We start from the raw sequence: 22614 nt of genomic DNA, 5'->3' as shown, positions 1-22614 counted from the left end.
CTCCTACAGGTGCAGGCCGCACTCGGTCTTGCCGCGGCCGGCCCAGCGCCCGGCGCGCGGGTCCTCGCCCGGAGCGACCGGGCGGGTGCACGGCGCGCAGCCGATCGAGGCGTACCCGATCTCCTGCAGCGGGTTGACCGGCACCCGGTGCTCGGCGATGTAGGCGTCGACGTCGTCCTGCGTCCAGGCGGCCAGCGGGTTGACCTTCACCATGCCCCGCTTGGCGTCCCAGTCGACGACCCTCGTGCCCGCGCGGGTGGCGGCCTCGTCGCGGCGGACCCCCGAGCCCCACGCGGCGTAGCCGGCCAGCGCGGTGGCCAGCGGCTGCACCTTGCGCAGCGAGCAGCACAGGTCCGGGTCGCGGTCGTGCAGCGCCGGGCCGTGCTCGGCGTCCTGCTCGGCCACCGTCTGCGGCGGCGTCACGTTCACCAGCGTGATCGGCAGGACGCCGCTGATCCAGTCCCGCGTGCCGATCGTCTCGGCGAAGTGGTAGCCGGTGTCGAGGAAGACCACGTTGACCCCGGGCACCGCCCGGGAGGCCAGGTGCGCGAGGAGCCCGTCGGCCATCGACGAGGTGATCGCGAAGTCGTCGCCGAAGGTCTCCCCGGCCCAGCGCAGCACGGCGAGGGCCTGCTCGACGGGGTCGGCGATGCCCTCGAAGCGGGCGTCGGCCTCGGCGGCGAGCTCCGGCGTGGGCCGGACGGCGGTCGTCATGCCTGCACTCCTGTCCCGGTGAGCCGGACGGTGAAGGTCCGCAGGCACGCGGCGCAGTGCCACTCGCCCTCGTCCCCGTGCGGGGTCAGCTCCTCGTCCCCGCAGTACGGGCAGTGGAACACGGGCAGCTGGCGCTGCCTTCCCCCGCGGCCGCCCGTGTCCTCCGCCTCCTCGCTCACAGCAGCCAGCTCTCCTCGGCGCGCGCCACGTAGGCGGCGAACCGCTCGCCGGGCTCGCGCCGCTCCAGGTAGCCGCGCAGCACCCGCTCGCAGTAGTCCGCCGTCTCGGCCTTGGTCACCTTGTGGCCGCGGAACTTCCGGCCGAAGGCGGCGTCGACGCCGAGGTGGCCGCCCAGGTGCACCTGGAAGCCCTCGACCATCTCGCCGCTCTCGTCGCGGACCATCGAGCCCTTGAAGCCGATGTCGGCGGTCTGGAACCGGGCGCAGCTGTTCGGGCAGCCGTTGACGTTGATGCCGATCGGCTCGTCGAAGCCGGGCAGCCGCTTCTCCAGCTCGGCGTACAGGTCCTGGGCGTGCTGCTTGGTCTCGACGATGGCGAGCTTGCAGAACTCCAGGCCGGTGCAGGCCATGGTGCCGCGGCGGAAGGCGCTCGGGCGCACCAGCAGGTCGTGCTCGGCGAGCGCGGCGACCAGGTCCTCCACGTGCTCGTCCGGCACGTCGAGGACGACCATCTTCTGCTGGGTCGTCGTCCGGATGCGGCCCGCGCCGTACCGGTCGGCGAGGTCGGCGATCCGGGTGAGCACGGTCCCGCTGATCCGGCCGGTGCGCAGCGCGAAGCCGACGGCGTTGCGGCCGTCCTTCTGCCGCGCGACGCCGACGTGGTCGCGGGACTCGTTCTTCGGCGGCGCGGCCGCGGGGCCGTCGGGCAGCGCGCGGTGCAGGTACTCGTCCTGCAGCACCTGGCGGAACCGCTCCGGGCCCCAGTCGGCCATGAGGAACTTGATCCGGGCCCGGTTGCGCTGCCGGCGGTAGCCGTAGTCGCGGAACACCGAGGTGCAGGCCGCCCACACCTCGGTGACCTCCTCCGGCCGCACGAAGACGCCGACGCGCTGGGCGAACATCGGGTTGGTCGACAGGCCGCCGCCGACCCACAGGTCGTAGCCGGGCTCGCCGTCGGGACCCACGACGCCGACGAAGGAGACGTCGTCGATCTCGGGCTCGGTGCAGTGGTCGACGCAGCCGGACATCGACGTCTTCCACTTGCGCGGCAGGTTGCTGAACGCGGGGTCGCCCACGTACCGGGCGACGGTCTGCGCCATGACGTCGGTTGCGTCGAGGACCTCGTCCTCCAGGACGCCGGCCAGCGGGCAGTTGAGCATGCCGCGCGGGGTGTCGCCGCAGGCCTCGGTCGTGGTCATGCCGACGGCCTCGAGGCGGTCCCAGATCTCGGGGACGTCCTCGATGCGGATCCAGTGGTACTGGATGTTCTGCCGGTCGGTGACGTCGGCGACGTCGCGGCCGAACTCGGTGCTGATGCCCCCGAGGGTGCGCAGCTGCTCGCTGGTGAGCGCCCCGCCGTCGGTGCGCACCCGCATCATGAAGTAGGAGTCCTCGAGCTCCTCGGGCTCCAGCACGGCGGTCTTGCCGCCGGGGATGCCGGGGGCGCGCTGGGTGTAGAGGCCCATCCAGCGCATCCGGCCGCGCAGGTCGCCGGGGTCGATGCCGTCGAAGCCGGTCCGCGAGTAGATGTCGAGGATCCGCTGACGGACCTCGAGCCCGTCGGAGTCCTTCTTCATCCGCTCGTTGGGGTTCAGCGGCTCCCGGTAGCCCAGCGCCCACTGGCCCTGGCCGCGCTGGGGGGCGTCATGGCGCGCGGGCCGGTTGCTCGGACGGGGAGGTGCGGACACGGTGCACTTCTTCCTGCGCCGTCCGCGCCGGTCTGCACCCGCGCGGGAGGGCGCTGCCAGGTCGGGGTCGCGGCTCCGGGCCGCGGGGGAGGACTGGTGGTCAGCGCGAGGCGCGACAGGCGGCGCTGCTGACGAGAGCGAGGTCGACGTGCAGACGCGCGACGAGGAGGCTGCCGCGGTCCGTCACGCCCCCCATGGTCGCACACGTCCGGCCCCGGCCGGTGTGACCCGAGGGGACGGCGTCCGCGGGGGTCGTCCTCAGGGGGAGTCGTCGCCGAACGAGCGCCAGGCGCTCTCGACGGCGGCGAGCTCGGCCACGTACCCGGGCAGCTTCCCCGCGACGACGTCGGCGAGGGTGACCTCCTCCAGCACCCGCCGGTAGGCGGCGCGGGCGGCGACCCACACGCTGGCCAGCTCCTCGGCGGCGCCGGGGTAGCTGACGTCCTCGGGCCGCTGCCCGTGCACCTCGGCGAGGAAGCCCTGCTCCACCCGCATGACCCGGGCGATGGAGATCTCCGACGGCGGCAGCGCCAGCCGGTACCCGCCCTCGCGGCCGCGCTGGCTGGTGACCAGCCGGGCGTGCTGGAGGTCGCCGAGGATCCCCTGCAGGAAGCGCGCGGGGAGGCCCTGGTTGGTGGCGATCCGGTCGCAGGTCAGTGCGCCCGGCGCCGCGGCGGCCAGCTCGAGCGCCGCGCGGACGGCGTAGTCGACCCGGGCGGTGATGCGCACGGTGCTCCCTCCTGCGGGCCGGCTGCCGGGTCCCGCGGGCCCATCCTGCCCGGTCTGCCAGGGTGACGGCGTGTACCGGCTGCGCTTCACCACGGTCGTGGCGGCGCCGCTGACCGTCGCCTTCGACGTCGCCCGGGCCCTCGGCCGCCCCTGGCCGTTCCCGCTGGAGGAGGTCGAGTCGGTCCGCCCGGTGCGCGACCTGTACGCCGCCGGGCCGGGGCGGAGGTGGCGCAGCCTCACCCACGAGCGCCGGTTCACCGCGACCGGCGCCGGCACCGTCGTCGACGAGCAGGTCGACTGGGACACCGGCCTGCCCGGGGCGCTCGGCGGCCTGGTCGACCAGACGGTGCTGCGCCGGCGGGTGCTGCGGGCGATGCGCCGGCACCTGGACGGCTTCGCCGCCGCGGCCGCGGTGCGCGCCCTCGACGTCGTCCAGGTGGTGGGCGCGGCGGTCGTCCGCGGGGACCGGGTGCTGGTCGCCCAGCGGGGGTCGGGGCCGCTCGCGGGACTGTGGGAGTTCCCCGGCGGCAAGGTGGAGCCGGGGGAGGACGACGTCGCCGCGCTGGTCCGCGAGTGCGCCGAGGAGATGGGCGTCGTCGTCGCGCCCCAGGCCTTCCTCGGCGAGGTCCCGCTGGACGGCCGGGTGGCGGGCGGGGCGCCCGGCGCCTCGACGCTGCGGGTCTGGTGGGCCCGGCTGGCCTCGGGCGAGCCGGTCGCGCACGAGCACCGCGAGCTGCGCTGGATGGGCGCCGCCGACCTCGACGGCCTGGACTGGATCGCCGCCGACCGCCCCCTGCTGCCCGCGGTCCGGGACCTGCTCGGCCGCCTCTGAACGCACCTGGGGCGCCGTCCCGTGCGGAACGGCGCCCCAGGTGCGGTCGTCCGGGCTCAGCCCTTGAAGACGTCCTTGACCTTCTCGCCGGCCTGCTTGAGGTTGCCGGCGGCCTTGTCGTTGGCGCCCTCGGCCTGCAGGTCGCGGTCGCCCGTGGCCTCGCCGACGCGCTCCTTGCCCTCGCCCGCCAGCTCCTGGGCCTTGTTCTGCAGCTTGTCGATGCCGCTCATGGTGGTCTCCTCCCTCTCGGATGGCCGTGGAGTACCCGGGAGTAGGGTGAGCACACCCGGATCGCCCGTATGGCGGAAGTCCTCCGGGGTGAACCACTGCGGACCGTAAGCCCTGCGGTGCGCGCCCTCGTCGACCGGTGCTGTTGCAGTGGTGTGACAGGAGTCGTGAGCCTCGGTCACAAATCGGTTGCGGACGTGGACGGTCCTCGTCGGGGGTGCCTAGGGTCGCCCACGGCGTTCCGGCTCCGTTCCGCGGTGTTCACCCGGAGGACGCCGGCGCTCGGCCAGTGCGCCCGGGTGCGCAGTGTCCCGGTACGCAGAGACCAGTCCGTTCCCCCCGCACGCGCGGGACGAGGGAGGCATCACACGTGAAGTTGAGCAAGCGCCGGTCGGCGCTCGTCGCCGTCGGCCTGTCCGGCGCTCTCCTGCTGTCCGCCTGTGGCGGCGGCAGCGACGACAGCGGCTCCGGCGACAGCGGCAGCGGTGCCGCGAGCGGCGGCACCTTCAGCGTCTACATCGGTGAGCCGGAGAACCCGCTCGTCCCGGGCAACACCACCGAGTCCGAGGGTGACCAGGTCGTCAACTCGCTGTGGACCGGCCTCGTGAAGTACGCCGAGGACGGCTCCGTCGACTACTCGGGTGTCGCCGAGTCGATCGAGTCCGACGACAACACCACCTGGACCGTCACGCTCAAGGACGGCTGGACCTTCCACGACGGGAGCCCGGTCGACGCCGAGTCCTTCGTCAACGCGTGGAACTACACCGCCTACAGCCCGAACGCCCAGGGCGCCGCGTCCTACCTGTCGCGGATCGCGGGCTACGCCGACCTGCAGGCGCCGACCGACGACGCCGGCAACGTGACCGGTGAGCCGGCCGCCCAGCAGATGAGCGGCCTGCAGGTCGTCGACGACCTCACCTTCACGGTGACGCTGTCCTCGCCGTTCTCGAACTTCCCCGCGGTCGTGGGCTACAACTCCTTCTACCCGCTGCCGCAGGCGTTCTTCGACGACCCCGAGGGCTTCGGCACCAAGCCCATCGGCAACGGCCCGTTCAAGGCCGACGAGGAGTTCGTCCCGGGTCAGGGCATCACCCTCACCCGCTACGAGGACTACGCCGGTGACGACAAGGCGCAGGCCGACGGCGTGCGGTACGCGGTCTACGCCGACGTCAACACCGCCTACACCGACGTGCAGGCCGGCAACCTCGACATCGTCGACGTGATCCCGCCCGACGTCATCCAGTCGGCGCGTGACGAGTTCGGTGACCGGTTCATCGAGACCGAGTCCTCGCAGATCACCTACCTGGGCTTCCCGACCTACGACCCGCGCTTCGCCGACCCGCGGGTCCGCCAGGCGATCTCCATGGCGGTCGACCGGGAGGCCATCTCCGAGGCGATCTTCCAGGGCACCCGTGCCCCGGCGGACTCGTTCATCCCGCCGGTCGTCGACGGCTACCGCGAGGGCAGCTGCACCTACTGCACCTTCGACCCGGACCAGGCCAACCAGCTGCTGGACGAGGCCGGCTTCGACCGCAGCCAGCCGGTCGACCTGTGGTTCAACTCCGGCGCCGGCCACGACGCGTGGATGGAGGCCGTGGGCAACCAGCTGCGCGAGAACCTCGGCGTCGAGTACACCCTGCAGGGCAACCTGGACTTCGCCGAGTACCTGCCGCTGCTCGAGTCGAAGGGCGGCACCGGTCCGTTCCGCTACGGGTGGAGCTTCGACTACCCGGCCCCGGACAGCTACCTGACCCCGCTGTTCACGACGCAGTCGCTCGCGCCGGCCGGCTCGAACTACTCCTTCTGGACCAACCCCGAGGTCGAGAGCCTGATCACCCAGGGTGACCAGGCCGAGACGGTCGAGGCCGGCGTGGAGGACTACCAGGCGGCGGAGGACATCATCGCCGAGGAGATGCCGATGGCGCCGATGTTCTTCACGGAGATCCAGTCCGTGACCTCCGAGAACGTCTCCAACGTCCGCCTGGACCTGTTCCAGCGGATCGTCACCTCCGAGGTCACCGTCAACAACGCCTGACCCGGCCCCGCAGGACCCGCACCACCCGCCGGGGGCGCCCGTCCGACCAGGACGGTCGCCCCCGGCGGCGCGTGTGTGGCCCTGCGGGCACGATGGACACCGGCGCCGCCGCAGCCCCGGCGGCGCACACACCCCGAGGGGGACCATGGGCCGCTACGTAGCGCGCCGCCTGCTGCTCACCATCCCGGTCCTGCTGGGCGCGTCTTTCCTGATCTTCGCGATGGTGTACGCCCTGCCGGGCGACCCCATCCGCGCGCTGGGCGGTGACCGGCCGCTCTCGCCCGCCGTCATCGCCGAGCTCCGCGAGCGGTTCAACCTCAACGACCCGCTCTACGTCCAGTACTGGGAGTACCTGAAGAACCTGTTCCAGGGGGACCTGGGCACCGACTTCCGCGGCCGCCCCGTGATCGACACCATCGAGCGGACGCTGCCGGTGACGGTCAAGCTGGCGATCGCCGCGATCATGTTCGAGATCGTCATCGGGCTGGTCGCCGGCGTGCTGGCCGGCATCCGGCGCAACAGCTTCTTCGACAGCCTGGTGCTGGTCTCGACGACGCTCATCGTGTCGATCCCGATCCTGGTGCTGGCCTTCGTCGCCCAGCTGCTGTTCGGGCTCAAGCTCGGCTGGTTCCCCATCGCGGGCACCAACGAGGGCTTCTACAGCTACCTGCTGCCCGGCCTGGTGCTCGCCTCGGGCTCCCTGGCCTACGTGGCGCGGCTGACCCGCACGAGCATCGCCGAGAACCTGCGTGCGGACTACGTGCGGACGGCGCGGGCGAAGGGCCTGCCCGGCCGGACGGTCATCGTCCGGCACACCCTGCGCAACAGCCTGATCCCGGTCGTGACCTTCATCGGCGCGGACATCGGCACGCTGCTGGGCGGGGCGATCGTCACCGAGACGGTGTTCAACCTGCCCGGCATCGGCCGGGAGGTGTTCAACTCCGTCCGCGCCCAGGAGGGCGCGGTCGTCGTCGGCATCGTCACCCTGATGGTGTTCTTCTTCATCTTCTTCAACCTGGTCGTCGACGTGCTCTACGCCGTCCTCGACCCGAGGATCCGCTATGACTGAGCAGCAGCAGTTGGACCTGCGCAAGGACGAGGTCGAGGCCGGTACCACCACCGGCCTGGCCAGCCCCTCGGTCGACGTCACCAAGGAGCGGCAGAACAGCCTCTGGAGCGACGCCTGGGGAGACCTCAAGCGCAACCCGCTGTTCTGGATCGGCGCCGTCCTGGGCGTCTTCTTCCTCCTGATGGCGCTGTTCCCCCAGCTGTTCGCCCGGGGCGCGGACCCGCGCGCCTGCGACCTGTCCGACTCCCAGGGCCGGCCCTCGGCGCAGCACTGGTTCGGGTTCGACCAGCAGGGCTGCGACTACCTGGCCAACGTCGTCTACGGGGCGCGTGGCTCGCTGATCATCGGCGTGACCGCCGTGCTGGTCGTGCTGGTCCTCGGCATCCTCGTGGGGGCCATCGCCGGCTACGCCGGCGGCTTCACCGACGGGATCCTGTCCCGGCTCGCCGACATCTTCTATGCGCTGCCGCTGATCCTCGGTGCGCTGGTGCTGCTGCGGGTCGGGCCGGCCACCGACATCCCGATCATCAACAGCCGCGGTCCCGGGGCGGTCGCCATCGCCCTGGCGCTGTTCGGCTGGATGACGGCGATGCGGCTGGTCCGCTCCCAGGTCATCGCCGTGAAGAGCCAGGACTACGTGGCCGCGGCCCGCGCGATGGGCGCCTCGAGCCGGCGGATCCTGGTCCGGCACATCCTGCCCAACGCGGTGGCGCCGGTGCTGGTCTACGCGACCATCACCATCGGCGTGCTGATCGCCGCGGAGGCGACGCTGACCTACCTCGGCGTGGGGCTGCAGCGACCGGCGATCTCCTGGGGCCTGCAGATCGCGGCCGGCCAGAGCCAGGTCCGCAGCGCACCGCACCTGGTGCTGTTCCCCAGCCTGATCCTGACCCTGACCGTGATGGCGTTCGTGATGATGGGTGACGCCCTGCGCGACGCCCTCGACCCGAGGCAGCGCGCATGACCAACCTCGACCTGACCAAGCCGACCGCGGAGCTCGCCGGGCAGGGCACGCCCCTGCTCGAGGTCGACGACCTGCACGTGGAGTTCCGCACCCGCTCGGGCACGGTGCACGCCGTCAACGGCGTGAGCTACAGCCTGGCCGCGGGGGAGACCCTGGCCATCCTCGGCGAGTCCGGCTCCGGCAAGTCCGTGTCGGCCCAGGCGATCATGGGGATCCTCGAGACCCCGCCCGCGGTCATCACCGGCGGCGGCATCTGGTTCCAGGGCAAGAACATGCTGGAGATGTCCGCCGAGGACCAGCGGAAGATCCGCGGCCCGGGCATCTCGATGATCTTCCAGGACGCCCTGTCGTCGCTGAACCCCGTGTACAGCGTGGGCTTCCAGATCGGCGAGATGTTCCGGGCGCACCGCGGCACGAGCAAGAAGGAGGCCCGCAAGCGGGCCATCGAGCTCATGGACCGGGTGCGCATCCCGGCCGCGGCCCGCCGCGTCGACGACTACCCGCACCAGTTCTCCGGCGGCATGCGCCAGCGCGTGATGATCGCCATGGCCATCGCCCTGGACCCGCGGATCCTCATCGCCGACGAGCCGACCACCGCCCTCGACGTCACCGTGCAGGCGCAGGTCATGGACCTGCTCAAGGACCTGCAGGACGAGACGGGGATGGGGCTGATCCTCATCACCCACGACCTCGGCGTCGTCAACGAGGTCGCCGACAACGTCGCGGTCATGTACGCCGGCGAGATCGTCGAGCGGGGTACCGTCGACGACGTCTTCACCCGCCCCGCGCACCCCTACACCGAGGGGCTCATGGGCTCGGTGCCGCAGGTCGAGGCCAAGGGCGGGCGGCTGCAGCCGATCGCCGGCCAGCCCCCGAACCTCGCGCGCATCCCCAGCGGCTGCCCCTTCCACCCGCGGTGCCCGCACCGCCGGCTCGGCGACGCGGCCGCGCCGGGGCGGGAGTGCGCCACCGACGTCCCGCCGCTGCGGCTGGTCGTGCCGGGACGCGAGGCGGCCTGCCACTACAGCGAGGAGGTCCTCGGTGTCGCAGCCGAGTGAGTCCGGCGCCACCGCGGCGTCGTCCCTGTCGAAGTCGTCACCGTCCACCGCGGCGGTGCCGGGCACCCCGACGCTGGCGAAGCCCGCGCCGGCGGGCGCCCGCGGCGCGATCGGGGAGACGCTGCTCGAGGTCCGCGGGCTGCAGAAGCACTTCCCGCTGACGCAGGGCATCGTCTTCAAGCGCACGATCGGTCACGTCCGCGCGGTCGACGGCGTGGACCTGGCCCTGCGCCGCGGCGAGACCGTGGGCCTGGTGGGCGAGTCCGGCTGCGGCAAGTCGACGGTCTCGAAGCTGATCGTGGCGCTGGAGAAGCCGACCGCCGGGTCGATCCTCTACAAGGGCAAGGACGTCGCCCGCATGGGCGGCCGCGCGCTCAAGGACTACCGGCGCGAGGTCCAGATCATCTTCCAGGACCCGTACGCGTCGCTGAACCCGCGGATGACCGTCGGCGACATCGTCGCCGAGGGCTGGGCCGTGCACGACGACGTCGCCCCGAAGAAGGGCCGGCTCAAGCGCACCCAGGAGCTGCTCGACCGCGTCGGCCTCAACCCCGACTACGTCAACCGCTACCCGCACCAGTTCTCCGGCGGCCAGCGGCAGCGCATCGGCATCGCCCGGGCGCTGGCGCTGCAGCCGGAGGTCATCGTCTGCGACGAGCCGGTGTCCGCGCTCGACGTCTCGGTGCAGGCGCAGGTGGTCAACCTGCTCGAGGACCTGCAGGACGAGTTCGGCCTGTCCTACCTGTTCATCGCGCACGACCTGTCGGTGGTGCGGCACATCTCCGACCGCGTCGCGGTGATGTACCTGGGCAGCATCGTGGAGGAGGGCACCGACGAGGAGGTCTACGCCTCGCCGTCGCACCCCTACACCCAGGCGCTGCTGTCCTCGGTGCCGCTGCACGAGCCGGCCCTGCGCGGGCAGAAGGACCGGATCCTGCTGCAGGGCGACGTGCCCAGCCCGGCCGACCCGCCGTCGGGCTGCCGGTTCCGCACCCGCTGCTGGAAGGCGCAGGACGTCTGCGCCACCGAGGCGCCGGCGCTGGTCGACCGCGGCCAGGGCCACCCCTCGGCCTGCCACTTCGCCGAGGCCCGGATGGTCGTCCCGGTCGACGTCGAGTAGCACCTCCCGCACCGCGACGACGGCGCGGCGGCTCCCTCCCCGGGGAGCTGCCGCGCCGTCGCCGTCAGGGGGTGCCGACCAACGGCAGCACCCGCTCCCGGACCAGCTCGAGCTGGCGCACCGGGTCGGTCAGCGGCCAGAGCAGCACCCGCTGCACGCCGGCCGCCGCGAACCCGCGGAGCCGGTCCGCGCAGACCTCCGCCGGCCCGATCGGCAGCTGCCGCAGCGCGTCGGGGGACCGCCCGAGCAGCGGGGCCAGGACGCCGGTGCGCACCCGCTCGCCCTCGCCGGCGTCCTCGACGACGTGGACCCACGTCGTCGCCAGGGCGTTGGGCAGCGGGACGGCGCGGCCGGCCGTGAGCTCCCGGAGCGTGCCGAGGGCCTCGCGGAACCGGTCGGGGGTGGTGTTGTAGGCCGAGGCGACCCAGCCGTCCCCGAGGCGGGCGACGCGCCGCAGCCCGGCCGCGCTGCCCCAGCTGGCCACCCACACGGGCAGCCGGGGGGCGGCCGGCTCCAGCCGCGGCCCGCCGGCGCCCGCGGGGTCGCCGCGCAGCAGGCCGCGGAGGGCGCGCAGGTCCTCGTCGAAGCGGCGCCAGCGGTCCTCGAACGGGCGGCCGGCCAGCGCGTGGTCCGCCGCCGAGGAGCCGGGGCCCACGCCGGCCACCAGGCGCCCGCCGGACAGCACGTCGAGCGCCGCCAGCGTCTTCGCCGTCGCGGCGGCGCCGCGGACCACCGGGAGGGCCACCGTGGTCGCCAGCGTCAGGTCGCCGGAGTCCCCGGCCACCGCGGCCAGGGCGGTCGGGCCGTCCAGCCACGGGCGGGCGAAGACGAGGTGGTCGTTCGCGCACAGCCACGCGTACCCCAGGTCCGCCGCCGCCCGCGCGTACTCCCGCAGCCCGGACGGCGAGAACCCGCCGTCGAGGTCGGCGAGGGGGAGGTGGGCGCCGTACTCCACGCCCGCACGGTCGGTCCCGGCGGCGGCCCGTGCCAGGGGCGCAGGTCCGTGCGCCGCGCGGGCCGGTGGGAGACTGTGCGCCCGTGACCGCCGACCGCCGCATCCTCCTGGTCCACGCCCACCCCGACGACGAGACGATCAACAACGGCGCGACGATGGCGCGCTACGTCGCCGAGGGTGCGCAGGTCACGCTGCTCACCTGCACGCTGGGGGAGGAGGGGGAGGTCCTCGTCCCGGAGCTGGCGCAGCTGGCCCCCGACGAGGCCGACCAGCTCGGCGGCTACCGGATCGGCGAGCTGGCCGCCGCGATGGGTGCGCTCGGTGTCACCGACAGCCGCTTCCTCGGCGGCGCCGGCCGCTACCGGGACTCCGGGATGATGGGGACGCCGGCCAACGACCACCCCCGCGCCTTCTGGAACGCGGACCTCGACGAGGCGGTGGGCCACGCGGTCGCCGTCGTGCGGGAGGTGCGGCCGCAGGTCGTGGTCACCTACGACGAGAACGGCGGTTACGGGCACCCCGACCACATCCAGGCCCACCGGGTCGCGATGGCCGCCGTCGAGCGCGCCGCCGACCCCGCCTGGCGCCCGGAGCTGGGCGCGGCGTGGGACGTCGCCAAGGTCTACTGGGCCTGCGTGCCGCGGTCGGTGCTGCGCGAGGGCGCCGAGGCCATGGCCGCGCTCGGGGAGGCCTCGCCGTTCGAGCAGCTCGGCGAGATCGACGACATCCCCTTCGCCGTCCCCGACGAGGTGGTGACCGCCGCCGTCGACGGCCGCGCCCACGCCGCCCGCAAGGACGCCGCCATGCGGGCACACGCCACCCAGATCACCGTCGACGGGCCGTTCTTCGCGCTGTCCAACAACTTCGGCCAGGAGGTGCTCGGCGTCGAGCACTACCGGCTGGTGCGCGGCGAGCGTGGCCCCGCGGGGGACGGGCCGCACGGCTGGGAGGACGACCTGTTCGCCGGCCTGGACGCGTGAGCCGGCTCCCCGGGCTGGTCCTCGCCGGGCTCGCGGCGGTGCTGGTCGCCGGGTGGCTGGCACTGGTCGAGGTGTTCTGGCTGCCGCTGCGGGTGGCCGGCGTCCTGCTGCCGCTGTCGGTCCTGGCCGCCGTCGCGGGCAACTGGCTGCTGGTCACCGGCGCGCACCGGCTCACCGGCTCGCGCGTGGTGGCGCTGCTGCCGGCGGTCACCTGGCTGGTGGTCGCGGTCGGCGCCACGATGCCGCGGCCCGAGGGCGACCTGGTCGCCGTCGGCACCGGCGGGCTCGGCGCGGTCACCCTCGCGTTCCTCGGCCTCGGGGTGGTCGCCGCGGCGGTCGCCGTGGGCCGGGTGCTGGCGACGCCGCGCCGCCCGGCCGGCCCGCCGGCCTGAGGGTCAGCGCGCCGCCCGCTGCCGGGGGGACCGCGCTGCGCCCCGGAGTGCGGCACGTGTCCCCCCGGCGGGGTGAGCCGGGGACTCAGTCCGGCGCCCACCGGTAGTGGTAGCGGTGGTGCTCGACGTAGCCGGCCCGGCGGTACAGCGCCCGGGCCGCCGCGTTCGAGACGGTGACCTGCAGGTACACCCAGCGCGCGCCGCGGTCCGCGCCCCACCGGGTCACCGCCGCCATCACCGCCGTCGCGAGGCCCCGGCGGCGGGCGTCCTCGGCGACGGTGACCGCGCTGACGCCCAGCCAGTCGTCGGTGACGACGCCGCGGGCCACCGCGACCGGCGCCGCGCCCGGCTCCGGCCGCACGGCCGCGAACACGACGACGGGGGCGTTGCCGAGCACGGCGGGCGCGGTGGGCGGCAGGGCGTTCCCGAGGTGCCGGTAGGCGCCCAGCCAGCCCTCGTCGGGGGTGGGGGAGAGCTCGACCGGCACCCCGTCGCCGGCGCCGGGGACCAGCGGGGCGGTGAGCACCAGGACGTCCTCGCCGCGCTCCCAGCCCGCGGCGGCGAACGCGGCGTCGGCCGGGCGGGCCTGCACGCCGGGCAGCGCCGCGCCGGGCCGCAGCCCGCGCGCGCGGTACCAGTCGGCCACCGCGCCGACCGCCTCCGGCAGCGGGCGGCCGGGGTCGCCGGTGACCAGCGCGGTGTTGGCCCGGCCGGTGAACCCGCCCCCGGCGCGCAGCAGCCAGTCGCCGAGCGGCTCCTCCTCCGTGCCGCGCCAGCCGCGCGCGGCCACCCGCTCCAGGTCGGCCACGCCGAGGGGCGAGCGGCTCTGTCCCACGACCCGATCCTGCGGGGCGCGCCCCCGCGTCCCTCCACCGGGGCGGGCGGGTCCACCCGTCGCGCCCGGCCCCGGGAGCCGGGGCCATACTGACGGGCGACACGCGCGGGTCCGGCGCAAGCCGGGGCCGCTGCCCGCACGTCCCCCAGGGAGGACCCTCCGTGACCTACGTGATCACCCAGGCCTGCGTCGACGTCCTGGACAAGGCGTGCATCGACGAGTGCCCGGTGGACTGCATCTACGAGGGCGACCGGATGCTCTACATCCACCCCGACGAGTGCGTCGACTGCGGCGCCTGCGAGCCGGTCTGCCCCGTCGAGGCCATCTACTACGAGGACGACGTCCCGGACAAGTGGAAGGACTTCTACAACGCCAACGTGGAGTTCTTCTCCGACCTGGGCAGCCCCGGCGGCGCGGCCAAGACCGGGAAGATCGGCAAGGACCACCCGCTGGTGGCGGCCCTCCCGCCGCAGGGCGAGGGGCACTGACGACCACCGCCCCGGGGACGGCGGCCGGCCGGCTGCCCGACTTCCCCTGGGACAGCCTCGAGGCCGCCCGGGCGCGCGCCGCGCAGCACCCGGGCGGCCTCGTCGACCTGTCGATCGGGACGCCGGTCGACGAGACCCCCGAGATCCTGCGCACGGCGCTCGCCGCCGCGGGGGACTCCCCGGGCTACCCGACGGCGCTCGGCACCCGTGAGCTGCGGGCCGCGGCCGCCGGCTGGCTGCACCGCCGGCTCGGCGTGACCGTGGCCGACCCGTTCGCCGCGGACCCGTCGGTGATCCCGACCGTGGGCTCCAAGGAGCTCGTGGCGCTGCTGCCCACGCTGCTCGGCCTGCGCGAGGGCACGGTGCTGATCCCCGAGGTCGCCTACCCGACCTACGAGGTCGGCGCGGTCCTGTCCGGGCTCGCCGTGCGCCGCACCGACACCCCGCCCGACGACCCCGCCGGCGTCGTCCTGGTGTGGCTGAACTCCCCGGGCAACCCGCACGGCCGCGTCCTGTCCGACGACGAGCTGCGCACCTGGGTTGCCTGGGGCCGGGCGCACGGCGTGCCGGTCGTCTCCGACGAGTGCTACGCGACGCTCGGCTGGGACGTGCAGCCGCGCTCGCTGCTGCACCCCGCCGTCGCGGGTGAGGACCACACCGGCCTGCTGGCGGTGCACTCGCTGTCCAAGCAGTCGACGGCCGCCGGCTACCGCGCCGGACTGCTCTCGGGCGACCCCGCGCTGGTCCGGCAGGTGTGGGAGGTGCGCCGCCACCTGGGGCTGCTGGTGCCCGGGCCCGTGCAGGCGGCCATGGCCGCGGCGCTGGCCGACGACGCGCACGTCGACGCGCAGCGCGAGCGCTACCGGGCCCGCCGGGAGCGGCTGGCCGCGGCGGTGCGGGCGACCGGCGCGCGGATCGACCACTCCGAGGCGGGCCTGTACCTGTGGGTCACCCGCGACGAGGACTGCTGGGCGACCGTCGACTGGCTGGCCGGCCTGGGCATCGTCCCCGCGCCCGGCTCGTTCTACGGCCCGGCCGGCGCGCGGCACGTGCGCATGGCGCTGACCGCCACCGACGAGCGCATCGACGCCGCCGTGGAGCGGCTGACCGCCTGACCGCGGAGCGGCGTCGACCCGCGCGCCCCCTCACACCGCACACGACGAGGCCCCGCCCGGCTGGCAGCCGGGCGGGGCCTCGTCGTCGTACTGCTACTGGCTCGTGATCACCGGAGGCCGATGTTCACGTAGTAGGTCTGGCCGTCGTCGAGGGTGACGCCGATCCGCCAGTAGTTGCCGCTGGTCGACCCGGACTTCCAGTTGTAGATGTACTGGGCCGCCGAGCCGTCGTAGCGGTAGGTCGAGCCGCTGTCGGTCGAGGCGTTGTACACCGTCTCGTCCACCGGGGCGCTGGTGGCGTTGCCCTTGACCGGGGTCAGCCACGTGGCGGGACCGCCCTGGACCACCGTGCCGTCGGCCCGCTTGAGCTGGAACTTCACCGGCACGGTGCTGCCGGCCTTGAAGACGCTCGTCGAGGTACCGACCTGGTGGGCCGTGTCGTTGATCGGCTGCAGGAACCCGTCGAACCGGTAGATCACCCGGAAGGTGCCGGTCACCGTGCTCGTGTTGCCGACCTTGTCGGTCGCCGTCGCGGTGTAGGTGAAGGTGCCCACCCCGTTGGCGTTGCCGCCCGTGACGGTCACCGTGCACGACGCCAGACCGGAGAAGCTGTCCCTCGCCGTGCAGGTCGCCGCCGGGACGCTGCCCAGGGTGAACGTGCCGCCCGCGACGTTGACGTCGGACGTGGTGAGCGTCGGCTTCTCCTGGTCGATCCGGATACCGCCGACCGTGGCGCTGGCCGTGTTGCCGGCCTTGTCGGTCGCCGTGCGGGTGACGGTGTTGTCGCCGTTGGCCGACAGCACGACCGGGTCGGGGCAGGCGGCCACGCCGGAGAGCGTGTCCGAGCAGGTGAAGGTCACCGTGACCGGTCCGCTGTACCAGCCGGAGGCCGTCATGGTGCCGCTGGTGACCGCCCCGGTGATGGTCGGCGCGGTCTTGTCCAGCTTGACGGTCACCGAGTCGGTGCCGACGTTGCCCGCGGTGTCCCTCGCCGTGCCGGTGACGAGCTGGCCTGCCGTCTCCGTGGAGACGGTCACCGGAGCGGTCAGCGTGCCGGCGGCGACACCGGAGCCGGCGTCGTCGTCCGATGCGGAGAAGGTGACGGTGACGTCGCTGTTGTTCCAGTCGTCCGCGTTGGGCCGGGGCGACAGGGTGTGCGTCACCGCGGGGGCGATGTTGTCCCACTTGAGCGCGACGGCGTTGGCCGACTCCGCGTTGCCGGCGTTGTCCACGGCCCAGTACGTGACCGTGCCGGCGCCACTGCCGTCGAGCGGCACGCTCACCGTCTTGGTGGTGCCGGAGGCGACCTGCTCCGCCCCGCCGTTGATGCGGTAGTGGATCTCCTTGACGCCGGACAGGGCCGCCTGGTCGGTCGCGGTGAGGACCACGGCGGCGGTCGAGCCGGTGCACCAGCCGTTGGTCCGCGTGCACTGGTTGTCGGCGGAGGTCGTCGGCGCGGTGCCGTCGATGTTGATGCCGCCCACCGTCCGGCCGGCGCTCGCGTTGCCCGCGACGTCGGTGGCCGGGTCGCTCGTCACGCTCTGGCCGGCGCCGTCGCCCTTGATCGGCTTGCTCGTCGGGCAGGACGCCACCCCGGAGAGGTTGTCCGTGCAGGTGAAGTCGACGGTGACCTCGTCCCTGTACCAGCCGGCCGCGTTCGGCTGGGTGGTGGCACGCCCGGCGACGACCGGAGCGGTCCGGTCGATCTTGATGCCGCTGACCGAGGCCGGGGCGCTGACGTTGCCGGCCCTGTCCGCGATGGTGACCGGGCCGGCGCCCAGGTCGCGGCCCTCACCGGTGATGGTGCTGGCCGCCGGCTGGGTGGCCAGGTCGATGCCGGAGAGCGCGTCGTTGCCGACCCACGTCACTCGGACGTCGTCGTTGTACCAGCCGGCGGCGTTCGCGTCGGTCGGGACGCCGACGAGCGTGGGCGGGGTCGTGTCGATGTTGACCGGCCCGTAGGCGGTGCTGCTCCGGTTGCCGGCCACGTCCACCGCGTCGCCGCGGACCGTCTGGCCCGCGCCGTCGTTGGTCAGCCTGGTGTCACCGGCGCAGCCCGCGACACCGTCGATCCCCGAGTCGGCGTCGGTGCAGGTGAAGCGCACGTCGACGGCCGTGTTGTTCCAGCCTGACCTGTTCGCGGCCGGCGTCTGGGCGCCCGTGATGCTCGGCGCGACGGTGTCGACCTTCACCTCGACGGTGTTGGTCGTCTCGTGGGCCTCCTCGTTGCCGGCCAGGTCCACGCTCCAGTACGCGATGGTGTGCGTACCGGTGGACAGGTCCGCGGTGAACGGCTCGCCGTAGGTCTGCCGCTCGCCGCCGTCGATCGTGTAGTAGGTCGCCGCGACGCCCGAGCCCTCGTCGGTGGCGCGGAACGCCACCGGGATGCCGCTGGTGACGAACCAACCGCTGTCGGGCGAGATCGGGTTGATCACCGTGGTCACCGGGGCCTTCGGGTCGACCCGGAGGGTGAGCGGAGCGCCCGCGCGCTCCGCGTTGCCGGCCAGGTCCACGCTCCAGAACGCGACGGTGTGCGTGCCCTCGCCGACGGAGAACGGGTCGCCGTAGGTCTGCCGGGCCCCGCCGTCGACCGTGTAGTAGGTCGCCGCGACGCCGGACAGGCTGTCCGTGCCGGTCAGCGCGACCTCCACGTCGCCCCGGTACCAGCCGCTCGCCGGGAGAGCGGGCACGGCAGCCAGGGTGGTGGGCGCGTGACGGTCGATGTGGATGCCGTCGACCGTCCGGGTCACGGTGTTGCCGGCCTTGTCGGTGCAGGTGGCGGTCGAGGACAGGTTGGAGCCCTCGCCGCGCACGACGTCGTCAACGGGACCGGTGGCGACGCCGGACAGCGCGTCGGTGCAGGACCACGTGACCGTGACGTCCCCGGTGTGCCAGCCGCCCGGGACGTCAGCGGTCAGGACGGGCTTCGTCTTGTCGACGTTGATCCCGCTGACCCCGGCAGACGCCTGGTTGCCGGCCGCGTCGGTGACCGTGGCGTCGGCGCTCTGGTTCGCGCCCTCGCCCAGGACGTCGCTCGCCAGGGCGCCCGAGACGCCGGAGAGCGCGTCGCTGGCGGTGTAGGTCACCGTGACGTCGGCGTTGTACCAACCGGCGGCGTTCTTGACGCCGTTGGCGGTCGCGGTGATGACCGGGGCGGTCCGGTCCACCCGGACGGTGGCCTGGTCCGTGGCGGTGTTGCCCGCGCCGTCCGTGGCGGTGCCGGTCACCACCTGGCCGGCCTTCGGGGTCTCGGCCGAGACGGTGGTGGTGGGGGAGCAGCTCGCGACCCCGGAGCCGCCCTGGTCGGCGCAGTCGAAGGTGACCGTCACGTCCTGGTTGGTCCAGGCGCCGTCCTCGTAGGACAGCGGCACGAAGGTGTGCGAGATGGTCGGCGCGGTGCGGTCGATCTTGACGTGCGCGGTCTGCGTCGCCTCGACGTTGCCGGCCTTGTCCGTCGAGGAGAAGGTGATCGTGTGGTCGCCCTCGGTCGACAGGGTGAAGTTGGTGCCCGTCTGCGGGGCGCCGCCGTCGACCGTGTAGGTGGTCGCGGCCACGCCCGAGAGGTTGTCCGTGGCGGACAGCGAGACCTGCACCTCGCCGTTCACCCAGCCGTTCGACGTGCCGCTGATGCCGGTGGTCGGCGCGGTGCGGTCGATCTTGACGGCCGGGCTGCTGGTGGCGGTGGTCGACAGGCCGGCACCGTTCGTGACGGTCGCCGTGCTGGTCAGCGCGGTGCCCTCACCGGTGATGGTGGTGTCGGCCGGCGCGGTGCGGATCCCCGACTCCGGGTCGGCCGCGGTCCAGCGGACGGTGACGTCGCCCTTGTACCAGCCGTTGCTGTTCGGCTGAGTGGTCGGCGCGCCCGAGAGGGTCGGAGCCGTGGTGTCACCGGCGGGAGCGGTCGACGACGCGGTGGCGGTGTTGCCGGCCTTGTCGGTGGCCCTGCCGGTCACCGTGGCGCCGGGCTGCACCGTCCTCGAGTTGGTGGTCGACCCGTCCGCGAGGCAGCTCGCGATCCCGGAGGCGTCGCCGCCGCCGGAGCTCGAGTCGGAGCAGGTGAACGTGACGGTGGTGGTGCCGTCGGCGTTCTTGGTCTGGGCGGCGCTGATGGTCGGCGCGGCCTTGTCCACGCGCACCGTGACCGAGCCGGGCGCGCCGGTGTTGCCGAGCCGGTCGACCTGCGCCGGCGCCGTCAGGTTGACGATGCCGTTGGACTTCACCGACTCGTTCTTGAAGGGCTGCGCCGCGGCGACACCGGAGCCGGCGTCGGTGGCCGTCCAGTTCACGGTGACGTCGCTGTTGTTCCACCCCGCGTCGTTCGCGGCCGAGGTGAGGGCAGCGCTGACGACCGGGCCGGTGTTGTCCACCGTGTAGGAGGCCTGCGTCGAGTTGGACTGACCGGTGCAGTTGTTGGGGTTGAAGTTCGGCGAGGCGGCCACGGTGAAGGCCTGGACCCCGTCGGCGGCCGGCGCGGTGGTCGAGAAGGTCCAGTTCGACTTCGCCGTCGAAGAGGTCTGGCGGGGCAGCGTGGCCGCACCGTCGACCTCGACGCACTTGGTGTCCGACGACGTGACGACCGTCAGGGTCAGCGTGGCGCCCCGCTTGGCGTAGAGGGTGCCGCCCGTGCTGACGGTGCCCGCACCGCCGGAGAACACCGCGGACGTGACCGACGCCGCCTGTGCCGGCGCGGCGGTCAGGGTGACCAGGGCCGGGGTCAGGACCGTGGTCAGGGACAGCAGGCCGGCTGTGAACCGCCTCGTCCGGGACGGGCGGGCAGGCGTGCCCGACGCAGGTTGGGACATGGAGCTCCTCGGTGAAGTGCCCGCGGGGGGCAGGTCGCCGCGGCGGTTTCGCTACTCGCTCCTCGGGGCCCAAGCGACCAGATACAGGCCCCGTATCACTGCATCGCGGTGTGTTACGGAAAAGGTAGAAAGCGCAGGTGGGGCCGCACAACGAGCCAGGCGTTGAGATCGCTCAACACCCGGCGCGGTCTCATCCCTCCGAGGGACCCCCGCGGGCCAGCCGGATCGCCGACTCGCGGTCCGGCACCCGGAGCTTCTTGAGGATCGCGCGGATGTGGGTGCGCACCGTGACCGGGGCGACGAACGTCTTCTTCGCGATCTCGTCCGTGGAGAGCCCGGCGGCCATCAGGTCCAGGACCTCGGCCTCCCGCTCCGTGAGCTCCACGGGCTTCGGGCGACCGGGCAGGGTGAAGCGGCGCCGCGGCTGTGCGCGGAACGCGTCGGCCACCCTGGTCACCAGCCACCGGGGGAGCACGGCCTCGCCGGCCAGCACACCGCGCAGCGCCGGCCCGAGCCGGGCGGGGTCCATCTCCTTGAGCAGGTAGCCGGAGGCCCCTGCCCGGAGGGCGGCGAACAGGTCCTCGTCGTCGCCCGAGGCGGTCAGCATGACGACGGCGACGCCGGGCAGCTCCCGGGTGATGTCCGCCGCCGCCACGATGCCGTTGCCGGGCATGTGGATGTCGAGCACGCAGACCTCGGGGCGGAGCTGCCGCGCCGCCTCGAGTGCGGCGTCCCCGCTGTCGACCGAGGCCACCACCTCGACGCCCTGGCCGCTCAGCGCCTCGGCGACGGAGATCCGGGTCGGGGCGTGGTCGTCGGCGAGGACCACTCGCAGGGGCTCGCTCACGGCCACCTCACCTCCACGGTGGTGCCCTCGCCGGGGGAGGAGGCGATCTCCAGTGCCGCGCCGAGCTGGGCGGCACGCTCCCGCATGCTGGTGAGGCCGAACCCGCCGGCACGCGCGCCCCGCGGGGTGCCGACGGCGAACCCGCGGCCGTCGTCGACGACGGACAGGGCGAGGGGCTGTGTGGTCAACGCGACCTCGATCCGCTGCGCCTCGCCGTGCCGGACGGCGTTGCGCACGGCCTCGCCGACGATCCGCAGGACCACCTCTCCCGCGGTGGGTTCGAGGCGCGCCCGGGCGTCGAGGTCGGTGACGATCTTGACGTCGTAGCGGTGGGCCAGGTCGTCGAGCGCCTGCTGCAACACGGCGGGGAACGGCATGTCGGGCGGCCGGGTCATCGCGCGCAGCGCCCTGCGCGCCTCGAACTGGGCCCGGGCCGCCGCCGCGCCGATGCGCTCCGCGGTCCCCGGGTCATCGGGCTCCGCCGCCAGCCGCTTCGACTGGGCGACGATGTAGGCCAGCTCCTGGCTCAGCCCGTCGTGGAGCTCCCGCGCGGTGCGCCGGCGGTCCTCCAGCACGGCGGCGCGGGTGCGCAGCTCCCAGAAGGACCGGATCTCGCGGGCCGCTCCGACGAGCAGGAAGACGTAGAAGCCGAGCCGCAGGACGTCCCCGGTGTACACGTAGTCGGAGTACAGCGACGGGAAGAGCACGTAGTGGACGCGTGCCGCCGCGCCGAGGACGCAACCGGCACCCAGCCACCGCAGGAGCTGGTCGCCCGAAGACCTGCCCTGGCGGGTGAAGGCGACGGCGGCGACGGCGTAGCAGAGCGCGCCCAGGGCCTGGACCGCGAGCACCGCCGGGTGCGCCGACAGGACCGGACGGGTCGCATCGCCGAGGGGCTGTGACGGGTCGACGGTCGGCGGGAGCGTGTCACCGAGGACGAGCCCGACGGTCGCCAGGGTCGCGAGAGCCGCGCCGACACCGGCGGACAGCAGGCCGGTGGACCGCCGCCCGAGGCTGATCGTGGGAGTGGTCAGCGCCGCGGCGAGGAGCAGCAGGGTCCCGCAGAACCGGATGACCAGACCGGTCCACCGGCTGAACTCCTCACCCTGCGCCAGCGCCACCGCGTTCGGCAGCGCGGTGAGCACGAGGTTGGCGCCCGCGACGGTGCACAGGGCCAGGACGAGCAGCAGCTCTCGCGCCTGACGGCCGGTCCGGAACCGGCCGTAGAGCAGGTAGGCGGCGAGGAGGGCGATGAGCGCGTCGGCGGTCTCCAGCGCGACGTGCAGCGCCGGCGCCCGGTAGGCGAACCCGAGGAACGGCACGACGACGACAGCGACCGTGGACCCGCCGGCGACGACGGCGGTCCAGCCGACCAGGGCGCCATACCGTCGCGACAGCAGCCCTCCCCCCGTGGGCAGCACGTCGGACACGGTAGTTGCCCCGAACTCCTCCCCATGCGTCCGCCACGGCGGCCCCACCCTTCGGGGGTACTCCAGGCCGGCCGTTCCTAGCGCCCCGCAAGCGGGCGACGGTCGACCGCCAGACGTTCGCAAGGGCGCGCCGACACGGTGGTCCCCGTCAGCC

20 protein-coding genes and 1 riboswitch are annotated in these 22614 nt (G+C 73.7%); of the genes, 10 read left to right on the top strand and 10 right to left on the bottom strand.

From position 1 onward, the window contains the following. Positions 1–3 precede the first annotated feature (3 nt). The 4 genes from ACI79B_RS01235 to ACI79B_RS01220 all read right to left on the bottom strand — a co-directional run bounded on the left by ACI79B_RS01235 (position 4) and on the right by ACI79B_RS01220 (position 3310). Positions 4–714 carry a phosphoadenylyl-sulfate reductase gene (locus ACI79B_RS01235; RefSeq protein ID WP_456926288.1) on the bottom strand — a complete coding sequence of 237 codons (711 nt, stop codon included), beginning with the start codon at positions 712–714 and terminating at the stop codon, positions 4–6. Then, on the bottom strand, positions 711–893 hold the full coding sequence (locus ACI79B_RS01230) for a hypothetical protein (protein ID WP_456926287.1): 183 nt from the start codon (positions 891–893) through the stop codon (positions 711–713). Before ACI79B_RS01230 ends, ACI79B_RS01235 begins: the two co-directional genes overlap by 4 nt. Continuing rightward, positions 890–2581: a nitrite/sulfite reductase gene (locus ACI79B_RS01225; RefSeq protein WP_456926286.1), complete on the bottom strand. Its 1692-nt coding sequence runs from the start codon at positions 2579–2581 to the stop codon at positions 890–892. Before ACI79B_RS01225 ends, ACI79B_RS01230 begins: the two co-directional genes overlap by 4 nt. A 258-nt stretch (positions 2582–2839) precedes the next feature. Continuing rightward, positions 2840–3310, bottom strand: coding sequence for an RrF2 family transcriptional regulator (locus ACI79B_RS01220; protein ID WP_456926285.1), 471 nt, complete (start codon positions 3308–3310; stop codon positions 2840–2842). A gap of 70 nt (positions 3311–3380) precedes the next feature. Here ACI79B_RS01220 and ACI79B_RS01215 point away from each other — a divergent pair, with 70 nt between their 5' ends. Further along, positions 3381–4142 carry an NUDIX domain-containing protein gene (locus ACI79B_RS01215; RefSeq protein ID WP_456926284.1) on the top strand — a complete coding sequence of 254 codons (762 nt, stop codon included), beginning with the start codon at positions 3381–3383 and terminating at the stop codon, positions 4140–4142. A gap of 56 nt (positions 4143–4198) precedes the next feature. On the opposite strand, the gene ACI79B_RS01210 is transcribed toward ACI79B_RS01215, so the two are convergent. Continuing rightward, positions 4199–4372, bottom strand: a complete 174-nt coding sequence (locus ACI79B_RS01210; protein ID WP_387986309.1) for a CsbD family protein — start codon at positions 4370–4372, stop codon at positions 4199–4201. A 368-nt stretch (positions 4373–4740) separates the two neighbouring features. Here ACI79B_RS01210 and ACI79B_RS01205 point away from each other — a divergent pair, with 368 nt between their 5' ends. The 5 genes from ACI79B_RS01205 to ACI79B_RS01185 all read left to right on the top strand — a co-directional run bounded on the left by ACI79B_RS01205 (position 4741) and on the right by ACI79B_RS01185 (position 10616). Continuing rightward, a complete protein-coding gene (locus ACI79B_RS01205; RefSeq protein WP_456926283.1) occupies positions 4741–6405 on the top strand; it encodes a peptide ABC transporter substrate-binding protein in 1665 nt (554 codons plus the stop codon). A gap of 145 nt (positions 6406–6550) precedes the next feature. After that, positions 6551–7474, top strand: a complete 924-nt coding sequence (locus ACI79B_RS01200) for an ABC transporter permease (RefSeq protein WP_456926282.1) — start codon at positions 6551–6553, stop codon at positions 7472–7474. Further along, a complete protein-coding gene (locus ACI79B_RS01195) occupies positions 7467–8438 on the top strand; it encodes an ABC transporter permease (RefSeq protein ID WP_456926281.1) in 972 nt (323 codons plus the stop codon). The genes ACI79B_RS01200 and ACI79B_RS01195 overlap by 8 nt, the downstream gene beginning before the upstream one ends. Further along, complete coding sequence (locus ACI79B_RS01190; protein ID WP_456926280.1) at positions 8435–9496, top strand: ABC transporter ATP-binding protein; 1062 nt, start codon at positions 8435–8437, stop codon at positions 9494–9496. The genes ACI79B_RS01195 and ACI79B_RS01190 overlap by 4 nt, the downstream gene beginning before the upstream one ends. Next, positions 9480–10616 (top strand): ABC transporter ATP-binding protein, encoded by a 1137-nt coding sequence (locus tag ACI79B_RS01185; protein WP_456926279.1) that lies wholly within the window; start codon positions 9480–9482, stop codon positions 10614–10616. The genes ACI79B_RS01190 and ACI79B_RS01185 overlap by 17 nt, the downstream gene beginning before the upstream one ends. A gap of 64 nt (positions 10617–10680) precedes the next feature. On the opposite strand, the gene ACI79B_RS01180 is transcribed toward ACI79B_RS01185, so the two are convergent. Next, positions 10681–11571: an LLM class flavin-dependent oxidoreductase gene (locus ACI79B_RS01180; protein WP_456926278.1), complete on the bottom strand. Its 891-nt coding sequence runs from the start codon at positions 11569–11571 to the stop codon at positions 10681–10683. An 83-nt stretch (positions 11572–11654) separates the two neighbouring features. Here ACI79B_RS01180 and mshB point away from each other — a divergent pair, with 83 nt between their 5' ends. Both mshB and ACI79B_RS01170 read left to right on the top strand, forming a co-directional pair. Beyond that, complete coding sequence (gene mshB / locus ACI79B_RS01175; RefSeq protein WP_456926277.1) at positions 11655–12551, top strand: N-acetyl-1-D-myo-inositol-2-amino-2-deoxy-alpha-D-glucopyranoside deacetylase; 897 nt, start codon at positions 11655–11657, stop codon at positions 12549–12551. Further along, on the top strand, positions 12548–12943 hold the full coding sequence (locus ACI79B_RS01170) for a hypothetical protein (RefSeq protein ID WP_456926276.1): 396 nt from the start codon (positions 12548–12550) through the stop codon (positions 12941–12943). Before mshB ends, ACI79B_RS01170 begins: the two co-directional genes overlap by 4 nt. 85 nt (positions 12944–13028) lie before the next feature. Here ACI79B_RS01170 and ACI79B_RS01165 read toward each other — a convergent pair whose 3' ends face one another. After that, positions 13029–13778, bottom strand: a complete 750-nt coding sequence (locus tag ACI79B_RS01165) for a GNAT family N-acetyltransferase (RefSeq protein WP_456926275.1) — start codon at positions 13776–13778, stop codon at positions 13029–13031. 161 nt (positions 13779–13939) lie between these two features. On the opposite strand from ACI79B_RS01165, the gene fdxA reads away from it, so the two are divergent. Together fdxA and dapC are read left to right on the top strand one after the other, a co-directional pair. Continuing rightward, on the top strand, positions 13940–14266 hold the full coding sequence (gene fdxA / locus ACI79B_RS01160) for a ferredoxin (protein ID WP_012947287.1): 327 nt from the start codon (positions 13940–13942) through the stop codon (positions 14264–14266). Continuing rightward, positions 14263–15381 carry a succinyldiaminopimelate transaminase gene (gene dapC / locus ACI79B_RS01155; protein WP_456926484.1) on the top strand — a complete coding sequence of 373 codons (1119 nt, stop codon included), beginning with the start codon at positions 14263–14265 and terminating at the stop codon, positions 15379–15381. Before fdxA ends, dapC begins: the two co-directional genes overlap by 4 nt. Before the next feature lie 107 nt (positions 15382–15488). Here the strand turns inward: dapC and ACI79B_RS01150 are convergent, their stop codons facing one another. The 3 genes from ACI79B_RS01150 to ACI79B_RS01140 all read right to left on the bottom strand — a co-directional run bounded on the left by ACI79B_RS01150 (position 15489) and on the right by ACI79B_RS01140 (position 22451). After that, a complete protein-coding gene (locus tag ACI79B_RS01150) occupies positions 15489–20183 on the bottom strand; it encodes an OmpL47-type beta-barrel domain-containing protein (protein ID WP_456926274.1) in 4695 nt (1564 codons plus the stop codon). A 31-nt stretch (positions 20184–20214) separates the two neighbouring features. Continuing rightward, positions 20215–20298: riboswitch (cyclic di-GMP riboswitch) on the bottom strand. 75 nt (positions 20299–20373) lie between these two features. Beyond that, positions 20374–21030, bottom strand: a complete 657-nt coding sequence (locus ACI79B_RS01145; protein WP_456926272.1) for a response regulator — start codon at positions 21028–21030, stop codon at positions 20374–20376. Further along, a complete protein-coding gene (locus ACI79B_RS01140; RefSeq protein ID WP_456926271.1) occupies positions 21027–22451 on the bottom strand; it encodes a sensor histidine kinase in 1425 nt (474 codons plus the stop codon). Before ACI79B_RS01140 ends, ACI79B_RS01145 begins: the two co-directional genes overlap by 4 nt. Positions 22452–22614 lie beyond the last annotated feature (163 nt).

The organism is Geodermatophilus sp. SYSU D00879, assembly GCF_054050375.1.
Note: the sequence above shows the minus strand (reverse complement) of the source record. Positions and strands in the feature narration are given on the sequence as shown.